22 protein-coding genes and 2 pseudogenes are annotated in these 23,084 nt (G+C 68.2%); 13 read left to right on the top strand and 11 right to left on the bottom strand.

All coding sequences use genetic code 11. The features are described from left to right. Nucleotides 1-21: 21 nt before the first annotated feature. From ACFYWX_RS20275 to ACFYWX_RS20265, 3 genes are all read left to right on the top strand, one after another. Entirely contained in the window at nt 22-1,029 is a 1,008-nt protein-coding gene (locus ACFYWX_RS20275) for a recombinase family protein (RefSeq protein ID WP_389425425.1), read from the top strand. 41 nt (nt 1,030-1,070) lie between these two features. Next, a complete protein-coding gene (locus ACFYWX_RS20270) occupies nt 1,071-1,376 on the top strand; it encodes a hypothetical protein (RefSeq protein ID WP_389425424.1) in 306 nt (101 codons plus the stop codon). A 380-nt stretch (nt 1,377-1,756) separates the two neighbouring features. Then, a complete protein-coding gene (locus ACFYWX_RS20265) occupies nt 1,757-2,548 on the top strand; it encodes a hypothetical protein (protein ID WP_389425423.1) in 792 nt (263 codons plus the stop codon). A gap of 95 nt (nt 2,549-2,643) precedes the next feature. Here the strand turns inward: ACFYWX_RS20265 and ACFYWX_RS20260 are convergent. Together ACFYWX_RS20260 and ACFYWX_RS20255 are read right to left on the bottom strand one after the other, a co-directional pair. Continuing rightward, nucleotides 2,644-3,496 (bottom strand): annotated as a pseudogene (locus ACFYWX_RS20260) (amidase family protein); the annotation flags it as partial. A 167-nt stretch (nt 3,497-3,663) separates the two neighbouring features. Further along, on the bottom strand, nt 3,664-4,542 hold the full coding sequence (locus ACFYWX_RS20255; RefSeq protein ID WP_389425422.1) for a helix-turn-helix transcriptional regulator: 879 nt from the start codon (nt 4,540-4,542) through the stop codon (nt 3,664-3,666). A 219-nt stretch (nt 4,543-4,761) separates the two neighbouring features. On the opposite strand from ACFYWX_RS20255, the gene ACFYWX_RS20250 reads away from it, so the two are divergent. From ACFYWX_RS20250 to ACFYWX_RS20230, 5 genes and pseudogenes are all read left to right on the top strand, one after another. Then, nucleotides 4,762-5,739: an aldo/keto reductase gene (locus ACFYWX_RS20250; RefSeq protein ID WP_389425421.1), complete on the top strand. Its 978-nt coding sequence runs from the start codon at nt 4,762-4,764 to the stop codon at nt 5,737-5,739. 45 nt (nt 5,740-5,784) lie between these two features. Then, a complete protein-coding gene (locus ACFYWX_RS20245; RefSeq protein WP_389425420.1) occupies nt 5,785-6,813 on the top strand; it encodes a zinc-binding dehydrogenase in 1,029 nt (342 codons plus the stop codon). Nucleotides 6,814-6,841: 28 nt separating this feature from the next. Beyond that, nucleotides 6,842-7,693: an aldo/keto reductase gene (locus ACFYWX_RS20240; protein WP_389425419.1), complete on the top strand. Its 852-nt coding sequence runs from the start codon at nt 6,842-6,844 to the stop codon at nt 7,691-7,693. Then, complete coding sequence (locus tag ACFYWX_RS20235) at nt 7,690-8,166, top strand: flavodoxin (RefSeq protein WP_389425418.1); 477 nt, start codon at nt 7,690-7,692, stop codon at nt 8,164-8,166. Before ACFYWX_RS20240 ends, ACFYWX_RS20235 begins: the two co-directional genes overlap by 4 nt. Next, nucleotides 8,136-8,479 (top strand): annotated as a pseudogene (locus ACFYWX_RS20230) (transposase); the annotation flags it as partial. The gene ACFYWX_RS20235 and the pseudogene ACFYWX_RS20230, both read left to right, overlap by 31 nt. Nucleotides 8,480-8,624: 145 nt before the next feature. On the opposite strand, the gene ACFYWX_RS20225 reads toward ACFYWX_RS20230, so the two are convergent. Together ACFYWX_RS20225 and ACFYWX_RS20220 are read right to left on the bottom strand one after the other, a co-directional pair. Beyond that, nucleotides 8,625-9,611, bottom strand: a complete 987-nt coding sequence (locus ACFYWX_RS20225) for an aldo/keto reductase (protein WP_389425417.1) — start codon at nt 9,609-9,611, stop codon at nt 8,625-8,627. A gap of 177 nt (nt 9,612-9,788) precedes the next feature. Beyond that, nucleotides 9,789-10,790, bottom strand: coding sequence for an NADP-dependent oxidoreductase (locus tag ACFYWX_RS20220; RefSeq protein ID WP_389425416.1), 1,002 nt, complete (start codon nt 10,788-10,790; stop codon nt 9,789-9,791). A 345-nt stretch (nt 10,791-11,135) separates the two neighbouring features. Here ACFYWX_RS20220 and ACFYWX_RS20215 point away from each other — a divergent pair, with 345 nt between their 5' ends. The 4 genes from ACFYWX_RS20215 (at nt 11,136) to ACFYWX_RS20200 (ending at nt 15,970) form a co-directional block, all read left to right on the top strand. Next, nucleotides 11,136-12,179: an NAD(P)-dependent alcohol dehydrogenase gene (locus ACFYWX_RS20215; protein WP_389425415.1), complete on the top strand. Its 1,044-nt coding sequence runs from the start codon at nt 11,136-11,138 to the stop codon at nt 12,177-12,179. A 248-nt stretch (nt 12,180-12,427) separates the two neighbouring features. Then, nucleotides 12,428-13,417 carry an aldo/keto reductase gene (locus tag ACFYWX_RS20210; protein ID WP_389425442.1) on the top strand — a complete coding sequence of 330 codons (990 nt, stop codon included), beginning with the start codon at nt 12,428-12,430 and terminating at the stop codon, nt 13,415-13,417. Nucleotides 13,418-13,550: 133 nt separating this feature from the next. Beyond that, nucleotides 13,551-14,552: an aldo/keto reductase gene (locus ACFYWX_RS20205; RefSeq protein ID WP_389425414.1), complete on the top strand. Its 1,002-nt coding sequence runs from the start codon at nt 13,551-13,553 to the stop codon at nt 14,550-14,552. 548 nt (nt 14,553-15,100) lie between these two features. Further along, nucleotides 15,101-15,970, top strand: coding sequence for a helix-turn-helix domain-containing protein (locus tag ACFYWX_RS20200; protein WP_389425413.1), 870 nt, complete (start codon nt 15,101-15,103; stop codon nt 15,968-15,970). 109 nt (nt 15,971-16,079) lie between these two features. Here the strand turns inward: ACFYWX_RS20200 and ACFYWX_RS20195 are convergent, their stop codons facing one another. The 7 genes from ACFYWX_RS20195 to ACFYWX_RS20165 all read right to left on the bottom strand — a co-directional run bounded on the left by ACFYWX_RS20195 (nt 16,080) and on the right by ACFYWX_RS20165 (nt 21,743). Further along, nucleotides 16,080-17,036 carry an amidohydrolase family protein gene (locus tag ACFYWX_RS20195; RefSeq protein WP_389425412.1) on the bottom strand — a complete coding sequence of 319 codons (957 nt, stop codon included), beginning with the start codon at nt 17,034-17,036 and terminating at the stop codon, nt 16,080-16,082. Nucleotides 17,037-17,082: 46 nt separating this feature from the next. Next, complete coding sequence (locus ACFYWX_RS20190) at nt 17,083-18,669, bottom strand: Na+/H+ antiporter (RefSeq protein ID WP_389425411.1); 1,587 nt, start codon at nt 18,667-18,669, stop codon at nt 17,083-17,085. Nucleotides 18,670-18,754: 85 nt separating this feature from the next. Further along, on the bottom strand, nt 18,755-19,126 hold the full coding sequence (locus ACFYWX_RS20185) for a DUF2255 family protein (RefSeq protein ID WP_389425410.1): 372 nt from the start codon (nt 19,124-19,126) through the stop codon (nt 18,755-18,757). 257 nt (nt 19,127-19,383) lie between these two features. Continuing rightward, on the bottom strand, nt 19,384-19,809 hold the full coding sequence (locus ACFYWX_RS20180; protein WP_389425409.1) for a nuclear transport factor 2 family protein: 426 nt from the start codon (nt 19,807-19,809) through the stop codon (nt 19,384-19,386). A gap of 109 nt (nt 19,810-19,918) precedes the next feature. Further along, nucleotides 19,919-20,935 (bottom strand): zinc-dependent alcohol dehydrogenase family protein, encoded by a 1,017-nt coding sequence (locus tag ACFYWX_RS20175; RefSeq protein ID WP_389425408.1) that lies wholly within the window; start codon nt 20,933-20,935, stop codon nt 19,919-19,921. A gap of 36 nt (nt 20,936-20,971) precedes the next feature. After that, entirely contained in the window at nt 20,972-21,379 is a 408-nt protein-coding gene (locus tag ACFYWX_RS20170; protein ID WP_389425407.1) for a cupin domain-containing protein, read from the bottom strand. Nucleotides 21,380-21,410: 31 nt separating this feature from the next. Further along, nucleotides 21,411-21,743, bottom strand: coding sequence for a carboxymuconolactone decarboxylase family protein (locus ACFYWX_RS20165; protein WP_389425406.1), 333 nt, complete (start codon nt 21,741-21,743; stop codon nt 21,411-21,413). A 488-nt stretch (nt 21,744-22,231) separates the two neighbouring features. On the opposite strand from ACFYWX_RS20165, the gene ACFYWX_RS20160 reads away from it, so the two are divergent. Next, nucleotides 22,232-23,077 carry a helix-turn-helix domain-containing protein gene (locus ACFYWX_RS20160; protein WP_389425405.1) on the top strand — a complete coding sequence of 282 codons (846 nt, stop codon included), beginning with the start codon at nt 22,232-22,234 and terminating at the stop codon, nt 23,075-23,077. Nucleotides 23,078-23,084 lie beyond the last annotated feature (7 nt).

Below are 23,084 nucleotides of genomic sequence, written 5' to 3'. Positions count from 1 at the left end.
ATTGTGCGAACATCCGGACCCATGACGGACCCTCAGCAACTCCCCCCGGCCGACCGGTCGGACTCGGACGACGTCGAACAGCACGGCTGTCCGAAGTGTGACGCTCAGCCCGGCTCGCCGTGCCGCTCACGCGGCGGCGCCGTCGCCTCCGCCTACCACACCCGCCGCTTCACGAAGGTGCCCCGGCTGAAGAAGGCACTACGGGTGTCCACCCCCGCCGACCGCGGCCCGGGCCGGCCCTGGCGGCCCGGCAGCCCGCCACCGGCGCCAATCGACACGGACCTGCCGAGCGCGGACATCCGCATCGGCTACGCCCGCTGCTCGACCCTCGGCCAGGAACTCGACTCCCAACTCGACGCGCTCAGCAAGCACGGCATTCCAAGAGACAAGATCTTCAGCGAGAAGATCAGCACCCGCGTACGGGTCCGCCCCCGGTTCGAGGAGGCGCTGCGCACGGCGCGGGAGGTCAAGGCGCACGCCCCACACTGCCGGGTCATCTTCACCGTGTACGAGATGAAGCGCCTCGGCCGCGACGCCGCCGAACTCACCGCGCTCGCCGACCACCTCACTGCCCACGGCCTGGTCCTGGAGATGCTCTCCGGACCCCTGCCGGGCATCTACGACCCCACCGGGCCGGGGAAGTTGCTGTTCGCGTTCTTCGCGGCGATGGCGGAGACGGAGCGGGAGAACATCCGTGAGTCGACACTGGAGGGACTCGACACCGCGGCCCGCAAGGACAAGCACGGTGGGCGGCCACCCGTCATCACCGAGGACATGCTTCACACTGTGCTGCGGCGCCGGGCCCTCGGCGAATCCGTCGAGCAGATCCAGCCCGATTTGTTCATCCCCACCGGCAAACGCAAGGGACAGAATCCCTCCATCGCCAGCATCTACCGGGCGCTCGCCGAGTACGCCAAGCGCGAGGCATACCCCGAAGCCGTCGCCCAGGCGCACGACGACTTCGCCGTCCTCACCGGCAACGAGGTTCCTCAACCTCGCACAGAAGCCAAGACCCTAACTACACGCTGAGTTACCTGTCACCTCGCGGCAGCTTCGGGAGAACAGGGCCGATGAGCTCGTTCCAAACGGACGCCAAGGCGAGCGGCACGGTCCTCGACGTCAACCCCTGGCACGAACTCCAGGACAGCAAGGGCGTCGCCCACGTGTCCACCTATCGCTCGCTGGAATCCGGTCTCGGCACCAGCCTGCGCCCGGTGGGCATCGAGGAGCACGGCATCCCTGACGAGATGGGCAACTCCGCTGCTCCCATCGGCTACATCGCCGGGTGCTCACAGCGGAGTACACCGCAGGCCGGACGGGAAGGCGTCCCGGATTCTCTGCCGAGACGAGGGCTGCGCGAAGCGGAGGGTCAGTGATTTCTCCTCCCTTACGCAGTACGAGTGAATGAACCGATGGTTCCGTTCGGGGCCGCTGGCGATTCTTTACGGTTTCTGAGTGGATCTGGGGGCTGCGGGGGAGGCCCTGCGGACGGGGGACCGGTGGAGAGGCGCACCTGATGTCGGGGTTGGGAAAGTCGCCGGACGTGCTCAGGATCCGGGCGGGCCGCCGGCATCGGTCCTGGGCACGGACGTGGGGCGCGGTCGGCGTGGCATGTCTGGTGGGGACAGTGGTGACGTTCGGCGGGTCGTGGGCGGCCGGGAGCGGGGCGGAGCGGATGGTGGGTTTCGGTCCGTCCGCCGGTTGCTGGGGGTTGGCGGCCTCCCTGATGTTCCGCGCGAGGGGAACGAGCGGACGGGTGCGGACGCGTCTGCTGTTGTTGGGGGGTTCCGCGGTGGCCGGAGGTGTGTACCGGGGGGCGGTCACCGTGCTGTCGGCTCAGCCCGCGGCTTCGGGACGGGACGCGCGATCGTTGCTGGGTTCGGTGGTGGTCACCGGAGTGACGCTGACGGTCGGCCTGGCGATGGCCGGTCTGGTGGTCGCGGCCGATGCCGGCACAAGACGGCATGTGTTGCTGCGGCGCGTGCTCGACGGGGTCGTCACAGCAGGGGCCGTGTTCATGACGGGATGGGTACTGCTGCGGGGGGCCGGTGACGGCTGGCGGCTGGGGACGGGGATGGTCGGTGTCCTGTGGGCCGCGGAAGTCGTGTTCCTCAGTTTTCTGTTCGCCCTGCGCCGTCTTGTACGGAGCGACCAGAGAGCCACCTTGTGGGTCGGGATCGCCGGGCTGTCCCTCATGTTGATCGGCGACACCCTGCGACTGTGGACGGTCGGCCCGCACGGCTCCGCGGTGATGTCCTGTCAGCTCGTCGACTCCTGTGCTGCCGCGGGACTGCTGGTGGTCGCTGTCGGCCCTTGGGTGCCTGGTGGGGCGAGCGCCCTGGGCACCGCTCAGCCCGCGCTGCGACGGGGGATGGAGGGTGCGGCGGCGTTCATTCCCCTGACGGTCTGCACGGCCACGGCGCTGGGATACGTGCTGGCTCCGCCTGCCCGAGACCCGGTGCCGCTGTTCGTCGGCGGAACGGCACTGCTGAGCCTCTGGGCTCGCCAGAGGTTCCTGCCGAGCGAGACGACCAGACCCGACGACTGAGTCCTCGTGCGGCTGCCCTCCCCGTCAGAGGTGGAGCACCAGCCGGGGGCCGCAGGAACGCGAGACGCAGATCAGTACGGTGTTGCCCGAGGCACGCTCGTCCGGTTCGCGCCCGCCCGCACAGCGGACCCGGTCGGAATGAGCGGATGCTGTTCGAGGACCAGGACCCGGAAGTCGCAGAGCCGCTCGTGGCGCGCGGGCGGTAGCGTCACGTCGTGCGCCACACCGAGCGTCAGCGGGTCCGGTCCGGCCATGACATCGAGCAGGAGCGTGAGGTCGTGGGCAGTGCGGGCCATCGGACCGACGACGGCGAGGTCAAGGTCGGTCGGCAAGGCCGGCGCGCTCGGCGGCACCATGCCGCGGCTCGCCGCGAGCCCGAGGGTCGGCTTGTGTGCGTAGACACCGCAGAAGTGGGCGGGGGTGCGCAGCGAACCGGCGAGGTCGGAGCCGATGGACAGCGCGCCGAATCCGGACGCCAGGGCCGCCGCTGATCCGCCGGAGGATCCACCCGGCGTGCGACCGTGATCCCACGGATTGTTGGTGGTGCCGTAGATCTCGTTGAAGCTCTGCACATCTTGTAGCCCTACGGGCACGTTGGTCTTGCCGAGTACCACCGCGCCTGCGGCCTTGAGTCGGGACACCTGCACCGCGTCCTCGGCCGGCAGGTAATTCCGGTGTAGCGGCATGCCCCAGGTCGTGGGCAGCCCAGCGATGTTGAAGGATTCCTTGACCGTCACCGGAATGCCGAGGAGGGGCCGGTCCTCACCGCGGGCGCGCGCCTGGTCGGCACCGCGGCGGCCCGTGCACGGTCGAAGTCCGGCACGCAGATCGCGTTGATCGCCTTGTCGTCCCGCTCGATACGGGCGATCGCCTCGTCGGTCAGTTCCGCCGAGGTCACTTCACCGGCACGGCCGCGAGGTCTTCGGCCGTCTGAAAATTCCACTCCATGAGGCGGACGGTACGGGTATCTGGAAGAGCTCATGAAATGCCTCTTCGCACAACGCGTTGGATGTCTCCATACTCATGATGCTTCTCTCCGGCCACAGACGATTCGCCCATTCGATGACGATGGCGACACGCTGCGGCTTCGCCTCCGCCTGGACGGAGACTGACTGTCACCGTGGGCGTGCCGCCGGTCGCGGTGCGGTCATATCGAGCAGGAGCAGAGTGTCGTGGTCAGGGCTGCCGGGTTCGGCGGTGTAGACGCCGATGCGCTGACCGGGAGTGCCTTCCACGTGCAGGGACTGCGAGGTGAGGGTTACCGTGCCGACCTGCGGGTGCTGGAACGTCTTGTGCGCGGGCTTACGTCCGGTCACCTCGTAGCGCTCCCACAGTCCCGCGAAATCCGGGCTCTTGAGGAGGAGTTCTCCGACGAGGCTGGTCAGATCGGGGGCGTCGGGGGCGGTGCCTGCGATGGCGCGCAGGCGGGCGACGCAGGCGGTGATCTGCCGGTCCCAGTCAGAGAAGAGGTCGCGGGCCGCGGGATGCAGGAACAGGTAGCGAGCGAGGTTGCGTTGTGTGGCGGGCCAGTCGTCCAGGCCCGTGTAGAGGGCAAGGCCGCCGGGGTTCCAGGCCAGCATGTCCATGCTGCGGCTGATGACGTACGCCGGGTTCGGGCGCAGTGATTCCAGCAGCAGTTTGAGGTGAGGGCGAACCGTGCGGCTGGGCGCGGGCGGCGACTTGGGGACGTAGCGGGCGGCCCGGGCGGCGAGCTCGCGCAGGTGCTGGTGTTCCTGGTCGTCCATGTGCAGGGCGCGGGCGAGAGAGTCGAGGACGGTGGGGCTGGGGCGGGTCTCTTTGCCGCGTTCCAGGCGCACGTAGTAGTCGATGCTGATGCCGGCGAGGGTGGCCAGCTCCTCGCGGCGCAGGCCTGGGGTGCGCCGGATGCCGGCGCCGACGGTGAGACCGACGTGTTCGGGGCTGGTCTGGGTGCGGCGGGCGCGCATGTAGCGGCCCAGCTCGGCGCCCTCGCTGTTCGCGCTCTCGGATGCCATGACTCCAGTCTCACCCGGGTCACTGCCTGCGGTGCAGGTGGGAGGGGGGCCCTGTCATTACCCCCGAAGAGCCCGCCCTGCCACACCGGCGCAATCCGGCCGAAACTGATGAGCAAGACGCCGACACCCAGGATCCCGCCGGTGGCCACCGCAGGCACAATCTGCCGGCCCGGACGACGCTGAGGGTGTCGGGCGACGCCACGATGCGAAGAGGGCGAGATGCGTTACATCAAGCTGCGTGACCTGGAGGTTTCCCGGATCGGTCTGGGCGCGATGGGGATGTCCCACGGCTACACCGGCTCCGGTACGGATGAGGCGGAGTCGATCAGGACCGTGCACCGGGCACTGGAGCTGGGTATCACGCTCATCGACACCGCCGAGATCTACGGCCCCTACACCAACGAGGAGCTGCTCGGGCGGGCGCTGCAGGGACGCCGGGAGCAGGTGGTGCTGGCCACGAAGTTCGGCTTGGTCTCCCACGCCGGCGACGACGCCTGGAACCTGGACTCCAGCCCGGCCAACATCCGCACCGCCGTCGAGGGCTCCCTGACGCGGCTGGGCACCGACCACATCGACCTGTACTACCAGCACCGGGTCGACCCGAACACTCCGATCGAGGAGACTGCCGGCGCCGTCGGTGAGCTGATTGCCGAGGGCAAGGTCCGCGCCTTCGGCCTCTCGGAGGCCGGCCCGGACACGATCCGCCGCGCGCACGCCGTCCAGCCGGTCACCGCGGTGCAGTCGGAATACTCCCTGTGGACGCGTGGCATCGAGGAGCGGGTCCTGCCCGTCCTGCGGGAGCTGAACATCGGCCTGGTGCCGTTCTCCCCGCTGGGCCGCGGCTTCCTGACGGGCACCGTCCGTTCCACCGACCAGTTCGACGCCTCCGACTTCCGGCGCGACAACCCACGCTTCTCCGGTGAGAACTTCCAGCGCAACCTCGCGATCGCGGACGAGGTGCAGGCCCTGGCCGCCCAGGTCGGCGCCACGCCCGCGCAGGTGGCCCTGGCCTGGCTGCTCGCCCAGGGCGACGACATCGCGCCGATCCCCGGCACCAAGCGGGTCAGCCGGGTCGAGGAGAACACCGCCGCCGACGCCATCACCCTCACCTCGGAGCAGCTCGACAAGCTCGGCAGCCTGCCGCCCGCCGCCGGTGACACCCACACCGAAGCCCAGGCACAGATGCTCGAACGCTGATCATCCGCACCGCTCAGCACGACCCCGTTTGGAGTAGTACCTCTTATGCGTGCAGCAGTGATGTACGGAGCCGGAGACGTCCGCGTCGACGACCGGCCCGACCCCAAGATCGCCAAGTCGACCGACGCCGTGGTGCGCACGCTGGCCGCATGCGTGTGCGGCAGCGACCTGTGGCCCTACCAGTCGATGCCCGCCACCGACACCGGCCGCCCCATGGGGCACGAGTTCCTCGGCATCATCGAGGGTACCGGCGCGGACGTGAGGGGCCTGAAGGCCGGTGACCTGGTCGTCGCCCCGTTCACCTACAGCGACAACACCTGCGACTACTGCGCCAAGGGCCTGCACATCTCGTGCCGCAAAGGCGGCCGGTACGGCTTCGACGACGTCGACGGCGGGCAGGGCGAAGCTGTCCGCGTCCCACATGCGGACGGCACCCTGGTCAAGCTGCCGGTGGCCGCCGACTCCGCGCTGCTGCCGTCTCTGCTGGCACTGTCGGACGTGATGACCACCGGCCATCACGGCGCGGTCACCGCCGGCGTCGGCCGCGGCGATGCCGTACTGGTCGTCGGGGACGGGGCGGTCGGTCTGTGCGCGGTGATCGCCGCCAAGCGGCTGGGCGCCGAGCGGATCGTGCTCGCCGGCCGCCATACAGCCCGCACCGACCTGGGCCGCGAGTTCGGCGCCACCGACGTCGTCGCCGAGCGCGGTGAGGAGGGCATCGCCCGCATCCTCGAACTGACCGGCGGAGTGGACAAGGTCATCGAGGCCGTCGGCACCCGCCAGGCCCTCGACACCGCCCTCGGCGCGGTCCTGAACGGCGGCACCATCAGCCGCCTGGGCGTCCCGCAATACGAGCAGGGCCCGATCGGGCCGGCCGAGTTCATGCGCAACATCACCCTGACCGGCGGCGCCAGCCCCGCCCGCGCCTACATCGAGCAGTTGCTGCCCTACGTCCTGGACGGCACCATCGCCCCCGGCCGCGTCTTCGATGAAACCTTCCCCCTCGACCAGACGCCGGACGCCTACCAGGCCATGGCCGACCGCCAGGTCCTCAAGGCCCTCATCACCCCCTGACCGCTCCGCACAGCAAAGGACCTTTCCCATGCAGTACGTGACCTTGAACAACGGCATCGAGATGCCGCTGCTCGGCTTCGGCGTCTACCAGATCCCCGCCGAAGACACCGAGCGCGCCGTGTCCGACGCGCTGGCCGCCGGCTACCGCCTCCTCGACACCGCCGCCGCCTACGGCAATGAAGAGGCCGTGGGCCGCGCCATCAAGTCCAGCAGCATCCCGCGCGAGGACCTGTTCGTCACCACCAAGCTGTGGGTCCAGGACGCCCCGGCAGAAGGGAACACCAAGCGCGCGTTCGAGACGTCCCTGAACAAGCTGGGCCTGGACCACCTCGACCTGTACCTGATGCACCAGCCCTTCGGCGACGTCTACGGCCAGTGGCGCGCCATGGAAGCCCTCAACCGCGAGGGCCTGGCCAAGGCGATCGGTGTCGCCAACTTCTACCCCGACCGGCTGATCGACCTGATCGTCAACAACGAGATCACCCCGGCGGTCAACCAGATCGAGACCCACCCCTTCTTCCAACGTGCCGACTACCAGGACCTGATGCGCGAGCACGGGGTGCAGATCCAGTCCTGGGGCGGCTTCGCCGAGGGCAAGAACGACCTGTTCACCAACCCGCTACTGGCCGAGATCGGCAAGGAGTACGGCACATCGGTCGCGCAGGTCGTGCTGCGCTGGCTGACCCAGCGCTGCGTCATCGCCATCCCCAAGTCCGTGCGGCCCGAGCGGATGGCGGAGAACATCGACGTCTTCGACTTCGAACTCACCGACGAGCAGATGGCCCAGATCGCCACCCTGGACACCGGCAGCTCACTGTTCTTCGACCACCGCGACCCGGAGATCGTCACCTGGCTCGCCGAGCGCCGCCTCGACGCATGACCGCCGCGCCACGACGACGCGCCCTCCTGCGGGCCACCGTGACGACGGGACTCGGCGCCGTGACCGGAGCCCACCTCACCAGCTGTTCCTCGCCTGCGGGACAGGAGAGCGAAGGGCAGATCTCGTCCCCGGAGTCGTCCGCGACGACCCCGGGCACGGGGCGAGTGTTGCTGGCCTACTTCTCGCGTCCGGGCGAGAACTACTACTACGGCGGACGCACCACCCTGCGGGTCGGCAACACCGAGGTCCTGGCGCACAAGATCAGCAGTCTCATCCGGTGCGGCGTACACCGCATCGAGGCCGCCGATCCCTACCCGCGGGAGTACGACGCGACCGTCCAACGCAACGTTCGCGAACAAGACGATGACGTGCGCCCAGCCGTCAAGGGCCAACTGCCCTCACTCGAGGACTACGACACCGTTCTCCTTGGAAGCCCCATCGTATTGGTCCGGACAGTGCTGCCACCCTGCTGATCACCATGGGGGACAATCCCGAGCGGCTGGGCACTAAGGCGTCGTTCGCTGCGTTGTGCGGGGTCAGCCCGGTCGAGTATTCGTCGGGCCGGCGGAGCGTCGGCTCAACTACGGCGGCGACCGGCAGGCCAACGCCGCCCTGCACCGCATCGTGTTCACCCGGCTGCGCTTCGATCCCCGCACCCAGGCGTACTACGAACGTCGCACCCAGGAGGGCAAGACCCGACGTGAGATCATCCGTTGCCTCAAGCGGTATGCAGCCCGCGAGGTCTTCAACCTGGTCAGAACGGTACCCAGCGCCCCCCCGTTATAGGGGCGTCCGTGCGAGCGCGTGCGACGCCCGTGAGACGACGAAGCCCCGCCGGCATGGTCCGACGGGGCTTCTGCACGCGGTCGCCGGAGAGTCCTGTCGTCCTTGATGAGGTGCGGACCCGCCCACGGATTGCCGCCGTCGTCTGCTACTTGTCGACCAGCGACATGTGGTGCTCGTTGTAGCGGTCTCCCTGAACCCCGATCCGGCCGGCGAGTTCGTTGAGGTCCGCCAGTTCGTCGGCGGACAACGGCAGCTGGGTGGCGCCGGTGTTCTCCTCGATTCGCGCGATGCGTCGTGTGCCCGGAATCGGAACGATCCACGGATGCTGCGCGAGCAGCCAGGCGAGTGCGACCTGCCCGGGTGTGGCGCTCTTGGCCTGCGCGAGGGTGGTGATGTGCTCGACGAGGGCCTGGTTCGCCGCCCGGTTCTCGGCCGTGAACCGTGGAATGTTCGTGCGGACGTCACCGGTCACGAACGAGGTCGACGCGTCCACCGTGCCGGTCAGGAATCCCTTGCCGAGCGGACTGAAAGGCACGAATCCGATTCCGAGCGCCGCGCATGTCGGCAGGACCTCCGGCTCCGGATCCCGCGTCCACAGCGAGTACTCGCTCTGCACTGCCGTCACGGGGTGGACCGAGTGGGCACGCCGGATGGTCTCCGCACTGGCTTCCGAGAGCCCGAAGCAGCGGACCTTGCCCTCTTGCACGAGCTCACCCACCGTGCCGGCGACGTCCTCGATGGGCACGTCCGGATCAACGCGGTGCTGGTAGAACAGGTCGAGCCTCTCGACCCCGAGCCGTTTCAGGGAGGCCGCGGCGACGGCACGGATCTGCTCGGGCCGGCTGTTGAGCCCGGCGGGGGTGCCGTTCTCGATGCGGAATCCGAACTTGGTGGCGATCACGACCTGGTCACGCACCGGAGCGAGGGCCTCGCCGACAAGCTCCTCGTTGACGTAGGGGCCGTACACCTCTGCGGTGTCGAAAAAGGTGACCCCGCGGTCGACGGCGCCACGGAGTACGGCGATCATGTCGCTCCGGTCACCGGGGTTCGGCCCGTAGCTCTGGGACATTCCCATGGCGCCGAGGCCGACGGCGGAGACCCGTAGGTCGCGTCCGAGCGTTCGTGTGTGCATCGTTTCTCCTTGTCGAGGCTGGCGCCGGCCGGCCGATGCCGAGCGCAGGACGGCTGGCCGCAGCGTCCTGCGTCTCTTGGCGGCCCATGGCGCCTGAGCGTGCGGTCGGTTTCTGGCGTCGCGTCGCCGGTTTCGAGACGGTGAATGGGCAAGGCAGAGGGTGGAGGCAGCCGGTGTTCAGGGCTTCCAGGTGAGCGAAGTGGTGCCTGATGAGCCGGGCTGCCACATGGCGTCGTCGAATTCGAGGACGATCCGTTCGCGCAGGCCGCCCTGCTCGAGCCGGGTATGGGCGGCAACCGCGTCATCCGCGTCGAAGGACATGGCGGCGCGCAACGTGACGGTGCCGTCTTCGACCTGGTCGCGCAGACGTACGATCGCGTCCCGGTCCGTCCGCCGTTCTCGCACGTTGAGGTGCTTCACCTTGATTCCGCGCCCTGGATCGCCGTCCCAGAAGCGCAGGATGCCGATCTGGCCGCCGTCACGCACGGCGGGAGCGATCTGTTCGTGCAGCAAGGCGGCATCAGCCACCGCGTCCACCGGAGTACCGAGCTCTTCGAGCACCCGGTGGGCGGTGTCGGGGCCGCGCGGTATGAACACGTGCGCGCCGAGTGAGCGCAGGAGGTCGGCGTCGTCCTCTGCCGCGACGGCCACGACGTGAAGGCCCGCCGCGGCGCCGAGTTCCACGAGGTATCCGCCGACCGATCCCGCAGCGCCTGTCACCAAGAGGGCGGCGCCTTCTGGCAGCCGGAATGCATCGAGCACATTGTGAGCGGTGAGCGCATTGTTGAGGAAACAGGCCGCATCGGCGGTGGAGGCATTCGAGGGAGCGACGGCCACGGACCGCGCGGGAAGGGCGAGATATTCGCTGTAACCGCCGTGCCTCCCGGCGTTGTCGACGAATCCCACGACGCGTGCGCCCGGCACCAGGCCCCAGCGAGGGTCGACATCGCCGCCCACCTCTTCGACGGTACCGGCGACCTCCATCCCGGGGACGAAGGGCGGAGTGAGGCCCTGGTACATCTGCTCCAGCTGCCCGGACCTGACCATTGCGTCTACCGGATTCACTCCGGCGGCGTGAACACGGAGCCGCACCTCCTCGGCTCCAGGGCGCGGGTCGGGGAGTTCGAACGACTGCAGCACTTCCGGTCCGCCGAACTCGCTCAGTCCAATGACTTTCATCCGGCCGTTTCCTCACTTCTCGCGGTGTGACATGGCGAGGCCTAATGAATTTCTCGCGCAGAGCCATCAGTCATCGTACCCAGGCACTCGATCCTGAAGGGGGGAAGGATCTTTCCCAGGATGAATCCTTCCCCTGTACACGGGTGGTCGAGCGTGCAAGCTTTATATGTATGGCAGCATCGGCTGCGGCATGAATTCTCGCGTCCGGACGAATGCCGCATGCATCGATCCGGCGATTGCTAGGTCCCCAAAAACGATCCGTGGCGGCAAATCTTGCCTACAGTCATGCTGCGACAACCGTGATTGCTACGGCCACGACCCAGTTCCGTCCCCGTTTGGAGAATCGTGTTCACCGTCAACGCGTACGTCGCTACGTCCGCGACCGAACAGCTCTCTCAGGCCACCGTCGAGCGCCGTGACGTGGGCCCGCACGATGTCCTCATCGAGATCGAGTACGCCGGCATCTGCCACTCGGACATCCACCACGTGCGTGGCGACTGGGGCCCGGTGCACTACCCCGTGGCTCCCGGGCATGAGATCGCCGGAGTCGTCACCCAAGTCGGTTCCGAGGTCACGAAGCACGCCGTCGGCGACCGCGTCGGCGTCGGCTGCATGGTCAACTCGTGCCGCACCTGCGACTCCTGCCTCAAGGGCGAGGAGCAGTACTGCCTCAACGGCACGACGCTCACCTACGGCTCCGTGGACCGGGACGGCACCCCCACCCAAGGGGGATACACCACCCACGTCGTCGTTGACGAGGACTTCGTCGTTCGTATCCCCGCCGGCGTCGCCCTGGACGAGGCCGCCCCGCTGCTGTGCGCGGGAATCACCACGTACTCGCCGTTGCACCGCTGGGGCGCCGGCCCTGGCAAGAAGGTGGCCGTCGTCGGGCTCGGCGGACTCGGGCACATGGGCGTGAAGTTCGCGCACGCGATGGGTGCGGAAGTCACCGTCCTGTCCCAGTCGTTGAAGAAGATGGACGACGGCCTTCGCTTGGGCGCGGACCACTACTACGCCACGAGCGACCCTGCCACGTTCGATGAGCTGGCGGGCACCTTCGACCTCATCGTCAACACGGTGAGTGCCAAGCTCGACGTCGATGCCTACCTCTCCCTGCTGACCGTCGGCGGCACCATGGTCAGCGTCGGTGCTCCGGCAGAACCGTTGTCGCTGAACGTGTTCTCCCTCCTCGCGCGTGGCCGGTCGTACGCCGGCTCGTCGATCGGCGGGATCCGGGAGACGCAGGAGATGCTGGACTTCTGCGGCGAGCACGGCATCGGCGCGGAGATCGAGACCATCTCGGTTGATCAGATCAACGAGGCGTACGAGCGAGTCCTGTCCTCCGAGGTGCGTTACCGGTTCGTGATCGACATTGCGACGCTGGCCTGACCGGGACCGCGAGGGGTGAGATCGCTGCGGTGCCCCCTTGCTCCGTATGGGCGTCCGCGTACAGGAGGTGTCACGACCGCCAGCATCGAGGCCAGCGGGCGACGACGCAGCTGTAGGCCACTCAGGCGGTACGCCGACCACGAAGCCGGCTCCTCGGCTGCGGAACCAGAGGGCAGCCGTCGTGACTTCCTCCGCGCGGTCTGTACACGACGTACTGCCGCTACCAGATGGAAGAACCACCGATGACGATGACGTACAACCACCTCGGCCGGACGGGTCTGAAGGTGAGCAAGCTCGGCCTGGGAACCATGAACTTCGGCTGGGTCACCGACGAGTCCACCGGTTTCGCCATACTCGACCGGGCAGTTGAGGAAGGCATCAACTTCGTCGATACCGCCGACGTGTACGGCGGCCCGCAGTCGCCCGACATGGAAGTGGGCTACGGCCTCTCCGAAGAGATCATCGGCCGGTGGCTGGCCCAGGGCGGTGGCCGGCGCGACCAGATCGTGCTGGCGACCAAGCTCTACCAGCCCATGGGCACCGGTCCGAACGACAAGTACCTCTCCGCTCACAAGATCCGCAAGGCTGCCGAAGACAGCCTCCGACGGCTGCGGACCGACCACATCGACCTGTACCAGATGCACCACATCGACCGTTCGACACCGTGGGACGAGATCTGGCAGGCCATGGAGCAACTCGTCCGTGAGGGCAAGGTCACCTACATCGGCAGCAGCAACTTCGCCGGCTGGCACATCGCCACGGCCCAGCAGGAAGCCGGCAAGCGGCACTTCCTCGGCCTGGTCTGCGAACAGAGCCTCTACAACCTCAACGCCCGCACGGTCGAACTCGAACTGATCCCAGCGCTGCGCCACTACGGCCTAGGCCTGATCCCGTGGAGCCCGCTGGGCGGTGGCCTGCTCGGCGGCGCTCTGCAGAAGGCCGACAGCGGTCGACGCTCGTCTCCCGACTTCCTGGCCACTGTCGAGCAGTACCGGTCACAGCTCGAACGGTACGAAGCCTTGTGCGCGGACCTCGGCGAGCGACCGGCGGACGTCGCTCTCGCCTGGCTGCTGCACAACCCTGCGGTCGCGGCCACCATCGTCGGGCCGCGGACCCCCGACCAGCTGCACCAGGCACTCCGGGCCCCGCACCTGACCCTGTCGCCGGAGACTCTTCGGCAGCTCGACGAGATCTGGCCGGGGCCCGGAGGCGAGGCTCCCGAAGCGTACGCCTGGTAGCTCGGTGAGCATGGCGTCAAGGGCGGCTGCTTGACCGAGTACCGCGAGGCCAAGGACGAGGCCCGTTGCTCTGGTGGCCGCCTGGGTCGGCTGCTGTCCGCAGAATTGGCCATTTTCTTCAACTGGAGTATCTATGGAATACACGCGACTTGGAACCTCGGGGCTCGTTGTCAGTCGTCTCGCGCTCGGCTGTATGACTTTCGGGGACACCTCGAGTGGTTTCAGTAAATGGGCGCTTGGTGACGAGGAATCGGAGCCGGTCTTCCGGCAGGCTGTCGAACTGGGCATCACGTTCTGGGACACCGCCAACGCCTACAGCTTCGGCACCTCGGAAGAAATTGTCGGGCGCGCGATGAAGAAGTACTCGCGCCGCGAGGACATCGTGCTCGCCACCAAGGTCTTCTACCCGATGCACGCCGGCCCAGGTGGCTCCGGAACGTCACGCAAGGCGATCATGGAGCAGATCGACGCGTCGCTGACCCGGCTCGGCACCGACTACGTGGATCTCTACCAGATCCATCGCCTCGACTACGAGACGCCCGCCGAGGAGACGATGGAGGCACTTCACGACGTCGTGAAGGCGGGCAAGGTGCGCTACATCGGCGCATCGTCGATGCTGGCCTGGGAGTTCTCCAAGCTGCAGTACACCGCTGACCTGCACAGGTGGACACGGTTCGTGTCCATGCAGGACCAGTACAACCTCCTCATGCGCGAGGAGGAACGGGAGATGTTCGGCCTGCTCGCCGATCAAGGTGTCGGGAGCATTCCCTGGAGCCCGCTGGCACGCGGTCGGCTCACCCGGCCATGGGGCGAGGAGACCCATCGATCCGAAAGCGATCCCGCGTACGGGCGCCTGTTCATCGAAGACGAGTCGAATCGGAAAATCGTCAACGAAGTGCAGTCCGTAGCCCAGGCACGCGGGGTGTCCATGGCCACGATTGCGCTCGCGTGGGTCCTGGCGAATCCAGTTGTCAGCGCCCCGATCGTCGGGGCCTCCAAACCGCGACAACTGGTGGATGCCGCCGCGGCCCTCGACATCACCTTGACGGAGGAAGAAATCGCCGCGCTTGAGAAGCACTACACGCCTCGGCTTCCCACCGGTATGAGCGCCGCTGACCGTCCGCCGACGCGGTAAGAGCTCCAATATGCCCTGTTCGGGCCGCTGCCCGCCTGGGACCGAGAAGGACGCCCGACCGCAACCGGTGGACTGCGGCTGTTGCCGCAGGGCGCCTGTACGTGCTGCACCACGACGAAGTTGTCCACGCCGGCAGGGCCGAATCCGCAGGGCGATCACCACTACAGCGGTGATCGTCCTGCACTGATGAGCGTCTGTGCCCTGGAGCGGGCGGCGAGCAGGGTGCCGAAGACGTCTGCGGCCTGGGCGCCGCTGACCTGCCTGCCGGTTTCGAACACGCCGCTGGCGGTGCCGGCGCGCCGAGGCGGGCCGCTTTCCAGCACCACAGCCGTGGTCGGGGCATGACCAGCGAGTTGGCCGCTGGGGCAACCGTTGGCCGCCCCCTGCAAGGGAGATCTTGCTCAGGGGGGTGCTTGCGGAGGCCCTCGGCGATGGCGGGGGGTCACCCCGTGCCCTTCGCCCGGCGTCTCGACCTCCAGGTGAGGACGGGGCTGGTGGTGAAGGGGCGTTTGGGGCGCGGGATCGCGGCAAGGTGCGATGCTGTGGGTGTGCGACGCGATCCGGGCCTGGAGGAACTGGGTGCTTTCCTCAAGGCGCGCCGTGCCCAGCTGAGTCCCGGCAGGGCAGGGCTGCCCGACAACGGTGAGCCCCGGCGTGTTCCCGGCCTGCGGCGTGAGGAAGTCGCTCGGATGGCCGCGATCAGTACCGACTACTACACCCGGCTCGAGCAGGGACGCGTCCAGGCGTCGGCGGCCGTCCTCGACGTGCTCGCGCAGGCGCTCCGCCTTGACGGCGATCAGCGCGAGTACCTCCTGACCCTCGCAGGGAAGACGGCCTCGCCCACTGTCAGCCGGAGCGTTCGCCAACGAGTCCAGCCGCAGATGCAGCACCTGCTCGACGACCTCTCCCTGACCGCGGGCTTCGTCATCGGGCGCAACACGGACCTGCTGGCGTGGAACGCCATGGCCGCCGCCCTGGTGATGGACTTCGGACGTGTTCCGGAGGAACAGCGGAACTACGTGCGCCTGGTGTTCACCGAGCCCGCCATCCGCGTGCTGTACCGGGACTGGGAGGACATGGCTCGCCTGGCCCTGTGCCACCTGCGTATGGACAGCAGCCGAAACCCTGACGACCCTCGACTGACAGCCCTCGTCGAAGAACTTTCCGCGCTGGATGCGCATTTCCGCCTGTGGTGGACCTCGCACGATGTCGCCGTGCGGGCCGGCGGCACGAGGCTGCTCCGGCATCCCGTGGCCGGCGACCTGGCCCTCGAGCGGTCCACCTTCATGTGCGCCGAGGATCCCGACCAGCAGCTCGTCGTGTGGACCTCGGAGCCAGGAAGCCCCACGCACGAGGCTCTGCGCTCTCTGGCGTCCACGATCGAGAGGGCGCCTGAGGGACTGGACGGCGCCGCGTGACGCCTTCGCCGGGCAGACACCTCGGACCTGGGCCCTGGAGACGTGGTTCGCCGCCGGACCGGCGGCGCAGGCTTCATGATCGCGTCGGCACGCGGCTTGCCGTGGTTCATCACGAGGTGCTCTGGAAGGCCCGCTTGGCGTTCGCCGTCGTGAGCGACCGCCACGTGGCGTCTTCCGCCGGCGGCTCGGCGGCGTCGATCGCCGCGATGTGCGCGTCGGCCAGCGGGGACGGCGTCCAGCAGTAGTCACTGCCGAAGAGCACGCGGTCCGGGTCGACGAGCTTCAACAGCGCCGGCACGTGGCGTGGGAAAGCGGTGCCCGCCATGTCGTAGTACAGGCCGCGCAGTTGCTGCACCGCGTCCAACGTGGGCGGCTGCTGCGACTGCAGGAACAGGCTCATGAACTCGTTGATGCGATCAGCGAGGACGGGCACCGCACCGCCGCAGTGCGGGACGATCACCTTGATGTTCGGGTGACGTGTCAGGACGCCCGCCGTCACCATGTCGGTGACGGTACGGGCCGTGTCGAAGATGTACTCGACCATCGGCCGCGGTCTGCCGAGTGCGGACTGTTCCCAGCACACCGGTGAGGTGGGGTGCAGGAAGACGACGGCCCGGCGGCGGTCCAGTTCGGCGAACACCGGCTCCAGGCGCTGGTCGCCCAAATACACCCCGTGCGTGTGGGTCAGCAGGGCCACGCCGTCGGCGTCGAGTCTGTCGAAGGCGAAGGCGATCTCCTCCAAGGATCCTTCCACGTCGGGAAGGGGCAGCGAGGCGAAGGTGCCGAAGCGACCCGGGTGGCCCCGGGCCAGTTCGGCGGTGTACTCGTTGACGCGGCGGGCGAGGAGGCGTGCCGCCTTGTCGTCGCCGAAGTGCACGCCGGGCGAGGACATGGACAGCATCGCGGTCTCGATGCCGTTGCGGTCCATCAGGTCCAGGTGGGCTTGCACGGACCATGACGGCCAGCCGCCCATGCCGTCGGGGTGGCCGTGGCCGGCTGCCGTCGCCTGCTGGACGTAGAAGTCGGGGAGGAGATGGGCGTGGACGTCGATGAGGCTGGTGGACATGACGGGAGGTCCCTTCTGGTGTGTGGTGTCGTCGAGGCGGCTCGGCTCACTCCACCTGCTCGCGTCCGGCCAGCCGCACCTCTTCGTAGTCCAGGGCGGTCTGGAGGCGGCGCAGCACGGTGTCGTCGATCCTCTGTTCGTCGCGCAGGCGGACGACGGTTGCACGCTTGTGGGCGATGAGGGCGAGGCGGAGGTCGGTGTAGTGGCGGTTGTGGAGCAGAGCGGGATCCTCGTCGGTGCCGGCGCCTTCGGCCCGTACGGTCGCCAGGTGGGCCTCGTACTCCTGGCGCAGCCACTCCGTGACCTTGGGAGTGGTGCCCAGTTCGGCGGCGAGTTCCGGGAGCGCCTTGACGGCTTCCTCGGTCGCCGTGGTCTCGGCGAGGATCTGCTCCTCGTCGACGGAGGTGTCCCGGGGCAGCCGGGCCCAGCGCACCACGCCCGGCAGCAGCAGTCCCTGCACGACGAGGGTCACCACGATGACGCCGGAGGTGACGAAGACGATGAAGGCGCGGTCGGGGAAGGGGGCGCCCGAGTCGACGGTCTCCGGTACGGAGAGCGCCACGGCCAGCGACACCGCGCCCCGGAAGCCGGCGAAGCCGCTGACGGTGCGTGCCCGGTGACTGATCCTCCGCAGCCGCTGCTGTGGACGTCGGTCGATCAGGCGGATCAGGTAGGCGGAGGAGAACAGGAACGCGAACCGGACGAGGACCAGCACCGTGCTGACCACACCCACGGCGATCAGTGCATCCTGCAGATCCGCGCGGCTCAAGTGGCGGAGGGTGTATTGGAGTTCCACTCCCACCAGGACGAACAGGGCGCCGTTGATGATGAAGGTCGCCAGCGGCCAGAACGCCAACGCCTGGCGTCGGTGGTCGGCCCGGATCAGGCTCGGAGCCACCTGGGCCATGATCAACCCGCTCACGACGACCGCGAGGACACCCGAGGCGTGGATCAGTTCGGCGAGCAGATAGGCCGTGAACGGTGCCAGGATCATGACGAGATTGCCCAGCAGGGGATCGTCCAGGCGGCGCCGCAGGTTCATGTTGACCCAGGCGACCGCCACGCCGACCGCGGCCCCGCCGCCGTAAGCCAGCAGGAACAGCGCTCCGACGTGCGGAAGGGTGAGGTGCTCCTCGCCGACGGTGATGCCGACCGCCAGCCCGTAGATGACCAGCGCCGTGCCGTCGTTGACGAGGCTCTCCGCCCGGAGCACGGTGACCTCACGGCGCGGCAGGGAACCGGCCAGCGCGCCGACCGCGGTCGCGTCGGTGGGCGCCACGGCCGCGCCCAGAACCCACGCCGGCCCCCACGGCAGTCCGAGCGCGTGCCCGGCGGCCGCGACGGCCCACGCGGTGAGGATCACCAGGACCGTGCTGAGCAGGACGATGCCGCGCAGGTTCGAACGGATCTCCCGCATGGACGTGGTCAGGCTCTCCCAGTACAGCAGCACGGGGAGGAAGAGCAACAGCACAACTTCGGGCGGGAGTTGGGTTTGGCGGACGGCCGGCACGAGCCCGATGAGGGCGCCCACGATCAGTAGGACGACGGGCGGCGCGACACCGAAGCGCTGCCCCAGGGCATTGCCCAGCAGCACGGCCGCGCCCAGGACGACGACGAGTTCAAGACCGAGCATGGCGCTTACTCCTGTGCTGGACCAGCTGTTGGTGGGGGTTCAGCGGCTTCCGCGGGGATCGTCTTGCTCATCGGGATCGTCCTGCTCATCGGGGGATCAGCCGCAGCGTCGTGGAGCGTGCGGCGACCATGGGGTCGACGTAGGCGCCGCCGAAACGGCCGTACTTGATGCGGTACGCCGTGTCGATACGGTCGTTGATCTCGTCGTCCTGCACCTCCACGAAGGTGACGTCCTTGTCGACTCTGCCGGAGCGGATGTGCCCCTCGTGGCTCGCACGCGCCGTACGCCACCAGCCGCCATCCGCGCCTCGGAAGGAGCGGACGTAAAGGTCGTCACCGTCGCGCACGACCCAGATCGGCACCGGCCTCCGTAGGGTGCCGTTGCGCCTGAGCGGTGCCATCTCCAACTCGTCAGCGGTGGCGATGCGGTTGAGGTCATCGCTCGTCCATGCCGTCATGAGTGTGTCTCCGATCTCCTTGATCCGGTGAGTACGCGAGGGGGCTCGTCAGGGTCGTCGGGCCGGCCTCGGGAAGAGATTCGCCGCAACACCGACGAAGGCCATGACCGCGGTGATGGTCAGGCTTTCGCGCAGGCCGTGCGGGATGTCGCCATGGGCTGCAGGCAAGGCGCCGAACGGACATGCGGGGGCTCCTGAGACCGAGGAAGGCGTAGGTACCGATGCGTTGCTGTCGAGGGGTTTCGGAAGACCTGCGGTCAGGCGGGACCTGGGGTGGGAGGCGCACCGAGGTAGCTACGGGTGATGCCGAGCGAGTCCTCGAAGACGCGGTAGTCGGTGATCAGGCCGTCGGCGATGGTGAAGCGCAGGATCATCTCGCTTTCGAGCACCTGCCCCGAGGGATGGAACCGGGAGGCGTACCGGCCCGGTACCAGGACCTGTCCGTCGGTCTCCACCAAGGAGCGCAGCTCAAATGCGAGCGGCTCGACGGCCGCGAAGAACGCGGCGAGAGACTGCCGGATCTCCTCCGGCCCGCTGCGGCGCCCAGCCCATGGCGTCAGGGCCGGATCACCGGGGATCGTCCAGGTCGCATCGGGAGCGAAGTGGGGGAGGATCCGTTCCATGTCGCGCGTACCGAGCGCCTTGAAGTACGCCTCGACGGTGGCGATCGCCTCGCTGGTCATGGCGGTCGGTCCGTTTCTGCTGGGCTGCGGTGGGCGGGCGCTCACCGCTCGGTGGCGGCGGCGGTGGTGGGCACGGCTCATCCCGCACCCGCCACCGCCGGGCTTCATGTCACGGACGCAGCAGCGCCTTGATGGCACGGCGCTCGTCCATGGCCTTGTAGCCTTCGGCGACCTCGTCCAGGGGCAGGGTGAGGTCGAAGACCTTGCCCGGGTTGATACGGCCGCTGACGACGCGGTCGATCAGGTCGGGAAGGTAGGCGCGCACGGGCGCAGGGCCGCCGCGTAGACCGACGTGGGAGAAGAAGAGTTCCTGGCCGTCGATCTGCACGCCGTGAGGCATGCCGACGAAGCCGACGTTTCCACCCGGGCGTGCGGACTGCAGGGCCTGGTGCATCGACTCCTGGGTGCCGACGCACTCCAGGACCGAGTCGGCGCCTATGCCGTTCGTCAGCTCCTTGACGCGGGCGACGCCCTGCTCGCCGCGCTCGGTGACGATGTCGGTGGCACCGAACTCCAGGGCCAGCTTCTGCCGGGATGCGTGCCGGCTCATGGCGATGATGCGTTCGGCACCCAGTTCCTTCGCCGCGATGACACCGCACAGGCCCACGGCACCGTCACCCACGACCACGGCCGTCGAACCCGGCTCGACCTCGGCCGCCTTGGCGGCGTACCAGCCGGTGCCCATGACGTCGGAGAGGGTCAGCAGATTCGGGACCAGCTCTGAGGCCGGCTGCTCCGGGGTGGCGACGAGGGTGCCGTCGGCGAGGGGGATGCGGACGTACTCGGCCTGGCAGCCGTTGGGGAAGTCACGGTGCTGGCAGGAGGTGTGGTAGCCGGCCCGGCAGACCGGGCAGGTGTTGTCGGAGGCGATGAAGGAGCCGATGACGAACTGGCCGGGCCTGACGTTGGATACGTCGCTGCCGACCTCCTCGACGATGCCGACGTACTCGTGGCCGATCGGCTGCGGCTCGATGACTGGGTTGATGCCCCGGTAGCTCCACAGGTCGGAGCCGCACACGCAGGTGGCGACGGTACGGATGACGGCGTCCGTCGGTGCGACGATCTTCGGTTCGGGAACGTTCTCCACCCGGATGTCACCAGGCGCGTGGATGATGGTGGCTCGCATGATGCTCTCTCAGGTCGCGTCGGATCTGGCGTGGTGTCAGGGGCGGGTACGGGCGCTGGCGCGCGGTCCGTTGGACGCGTCGTCCGAGACGTGCTCGAGCCAGGTGGCGTCGTCCGTCTCCCACAGGGCGAGGTGGGTCATGAACTGGTCGGGCGCGGCACCGTGCCAGTGCTGCTCACCCGGGGGCGTGTGGATGACGTCTCCGGGGTGGGCCTCGATGACGTTGCCGCCACGGGACTGCACCAGCGCGATGCCCTCGACGATGTAGAGGGTCTGGCCCAGGCCGTGGGTGTGCCAGGCGGTGCGGGCGCCAGGAGTGAACCGGACCATGTTGGCCCGCATCCGAGAGGGCTCCTCGCCACGGTGGATCACGTCGGCGTAGGCGTCGCCGGTGAACCATTCGGCAGGCAGCTTCATGGTCGGGGGCTGCTTCAGCAGTTCCATGGTGTGTCTTTCCCTTGGTGGGGGCGATGCCTCAGCCCGACTGCTCCGACTTCTCCACGATCGCCTTGAGCTGGGTCACCGCGGTCATCGCGTTGGGCCATCCGGCGTAGAAGGCCAGATGGGTCAGGGCCTCCACCAGCTCGTCCTTGGTCACGCCGTTCTCCAGCGCCTTGCCGAGGTGGAAGTCGAGCTGGTCGTTGCGGTACAAGGCGGCCAGAGCGGTGACGGTGACCAGGCTGCGGTCGCGCGGGGACAGGCCCGGTCGTTCCCAGATGTCGCCGAACAGGACCGTGTCGGTCACCTCGGCGAGCTTCGGGGCGAATTCCTGGATCGCCGGCGGTGCGAACTTCTTCCGTTCGGTCATGGGGTGGTGCTCCTTGCGTGTTCGAAAGGGATTCGGGTCGCCCGGCCTGCGGCCGGGAGCTGGTTCACGTGCAGGCTCACCGAAGAGCGTCAGCGAGCCGCACACCGATGCGGTCGGGGCCGACGTCCTCACGCCCCGGTGAGCAGTGTGGAAGGAAAGGACGGCGAAGCCGCTCTGGGCCAGACCACCGGGCGTGGAGACCGGGGGACGTGACATCGGTCCTCGCTGTCTTCGCTCGCCTCCTCCGCAAGCCCCTTGGAAACACGGAATGTGAGTGATATTCGGCAAGCAATTCCGAACTCAGGGTTTGACAGCCCGCCTGTTCGGTTGAAGTCTTTCCGCAGGCCGACCGTGCTCGCCGACCACGTCTTCGACCCTGCCACCATCGCGTGAGCCCGCAAGGGGGAGAATTCCACCCCAGGCAAGGCTTATCCAGGGAAGAATCCTTCCCCCCCTCGTCAGGACGGGGCGGTGCGAGACTGGCCGGCATGACCAGCGACGCGCAGGTGAACGAGCTGGGAGAATTTCTCAAGGAGCGTCGGGCCGGGTTGAGCCCGCGCACCGTCGGTCTGCCCGAGACTGGTGGCCCGCGACGTGTGCCCGGCCTGCGCAGGGAGGAGGTCGCCCTGCTCGCCGCCATCAGCACCGACCACTACACACGGCTGGAGCAGGGTCGTATCCAGCCGTCCGCGCCGGTGCTGGCGGCTCTCGTCAGGGTCCTGCACCTGAACAACGACCAGCGGGACCACCTCTTCGAGCTGGCCGGTCGCCAGGCGGCTCGCCCGAGCCGTCAGGCCGCACAGAAGGCGCAACCGCAGCTGCGCCGCCTGCTCGACGATCTCACCGCGACCCCCAGCGTGGTGATCGGTCGCCGCATGGACGTCCTGGCGTGGAATCCCCTCGCAGCCGCCCTGCTCACCGATTTCGCGAAGGTGCCGGAGACGGAGCGGAACTATGTCCGCATCCTGTTCAGCGACCCTGCCATGCGGACGCTGTACGCGGACTGGCGGACCGTCGCCCGTGAGTGGGTGTCACATCTGCGCATGCTGGCTACCACGTACCCGGACGATCCGCGGCTGACCGGGCTGGTGGGTGAGCTCTCCGTGCAGGACACGGACTTCGGGCGCTGGTGGGGGAGTCGTCACGTGGCGTCGCGCAGCATGGGCAGGGAGAAGTTCCACCATCCCGTCGCCGGGGAACTCGTCCTGGACCGGGACGCCCTCGCCTGCGGCACGGATCCCGACCAGGAAATCGTCGTCTGGACGGCTGAGCCCGACACTCCCTCGCATGAGGGGCTGCGCGTTCTCACGTCGTGGACGTCGCTCAGTCGTTGAAATCAAG

Origin of the sequence: Streptomyces sp. NPDC002888, assembly GCF_042888465.1 — a bacterium.
Taxonomy (GTDB): Bacteria; Actinomycetota; Actinomycetes; order Streptomycetales; family Streptomycetaceae; genus Streptomyces.
This window is presented reverse-complemented; position numbering and strand designations above follow the sequence as displayed.

Excerpts from the sequence above, each read along its gene's own strand:
- ACFYWX_RS20275 (WP_389425425.1), top strand. The coding sequence starts at position 22 with ATGACGGACCCTCAGCAACTCCCCCCGGCCGACCGGTCGGACTCGGAC.
- ACFYWX_RS20270 (WP_389425424.1), top strand. The coding sequence starts at position 1,071 with ATGAGCTCGTTCCAAACGGACGCCAAGGCGAGCGGCACGGTCCTCGAC.
- ACFYWX_RS20255 (WP_389425422.1), bottom strand. The coding sequence starts at position 4,542 with ATGGCATCCGAGAGCGCGAACAGCGAGGGCGCCGAGCTGGGCCGCTAC.
- ACFYWX_RS20250 (WP_389425421.1), top strand. The coding sequence starts at position 4,762 with ATGCGTTACATCAAGCTGCGTGACCTGGAGGTTTCCCGGATCGGTCTG.
- ACFYWX_RS20245 (WP_389425420.1), top strand. The coding sequence starts at position 5,785 with ATGCGTGCAGCAGTGATGTACGGAGCCGGAGACGTCCGCGTCGACGAC.
- ACFYWX_RS20240 (WP_389425419.1), top strand. The coding sequence starts at position 6,842 with ATGCAGTACGTGACCTTGAACAACGGCATCGAGATGCCGCTGCTCGGC.
- ACFYWX_RS20235 (WP_389425418.1), top strand. The coding sequence starts at position 7,690 with ATGACCGCCGCGCCACGACGACGCGCCCTCCTGCGGGCCACCGTGACG.
- ACFYWX_RS20225 (WP_389425417.1), bottom strand. The coding sequence starts at position 9,611 with ATGCACACACGAACGCTCGGACGCGACCTACGGGTCTCCGCCGTCGGC.
- ACFYWX_RS20220 (WP_389425416.1), bottom strand. The coding sequence starts at position 10,790 with ATGAAAGTCATTGGACTGAGCGAGTTCGGCGGACCGGAAGTGCTGCAG.
- ACFYWX_RS20210 (WP_389425442.1), top strand. The coding sequence starts at position 12,428 with ATGACGTACAACCACCTCGGCCGGACGGGTCTGAAGGTGAGCAAGCTC.
- ACFYWX_RS20205 (WP_389425414.1), top strand. The coding sequence starts at position 13,551 with ATGGAATACACGCGACTTGGAACCTCGGGGCTCGTTGTCAGTCGTCTC.
- ACFYWX_RS20195 (WP_389425412.1), bottom strand. The coding sequence starts at position 17,036 with ATGTCCACCAGCCTCATCGACGTCCACGCCCATCTCCTCCCCGACTTC.
- ACFYWX_RS20190 (WP_389425411.1), bottom strand. The coding sequence starts at position 18,669 with ATGCTCGGTCTTGAACTCGTCGTCGTCCTGGGCGCGGCCGTGCTGCTG.
- ACFYWX_RS20185 (WP_389425410.1), bottom strand. The coding sequence starts at position 19,126 with ATGACGGCATGGACGAGCGATGACCTCAACCGCATCGCCACCGCTGAC.
- ACFYWX_RS20180 (WP_389425409.1), bottom strand. The coding sequence starts at position 19,809 with ATGACCAGCGAGGCGATCGCCACCGTCGAGGCGTACTTCAAGGCGCTC.
- ACFYWX_RS20175 (WP_389425408.1), bottom strand. The coding sequence starts at position 20,935 with ATGCGAGCCACCATCATCCACGCGCCTGGTGACATCCGGGTGGAGAAC.
- ACFYWX_RS20170 (WP_389425407.1), bottom strand. The coding sequence starts at position 21,379 with ATGGAACTGCTGAAGCAGCCCCCGACCATGAAGCTGCCTGCCGAATGG.
- ACFYWX_RS20165 (WP_389425406.1), bottom strand. The coding sequence starts at position 21,743 with ATGACCGAACGGAAGAAGTTCGCACCGCCGGCGATCCAGGAATTCGCC.
- ACFYWX_RS20160 (WP_389425405.1), top strand. The coding sequence starts at position 22,232 with ATGACCAGCGACGCGCAGGTGAACGAGCTGGGAGAATTTCTCAAGGAG.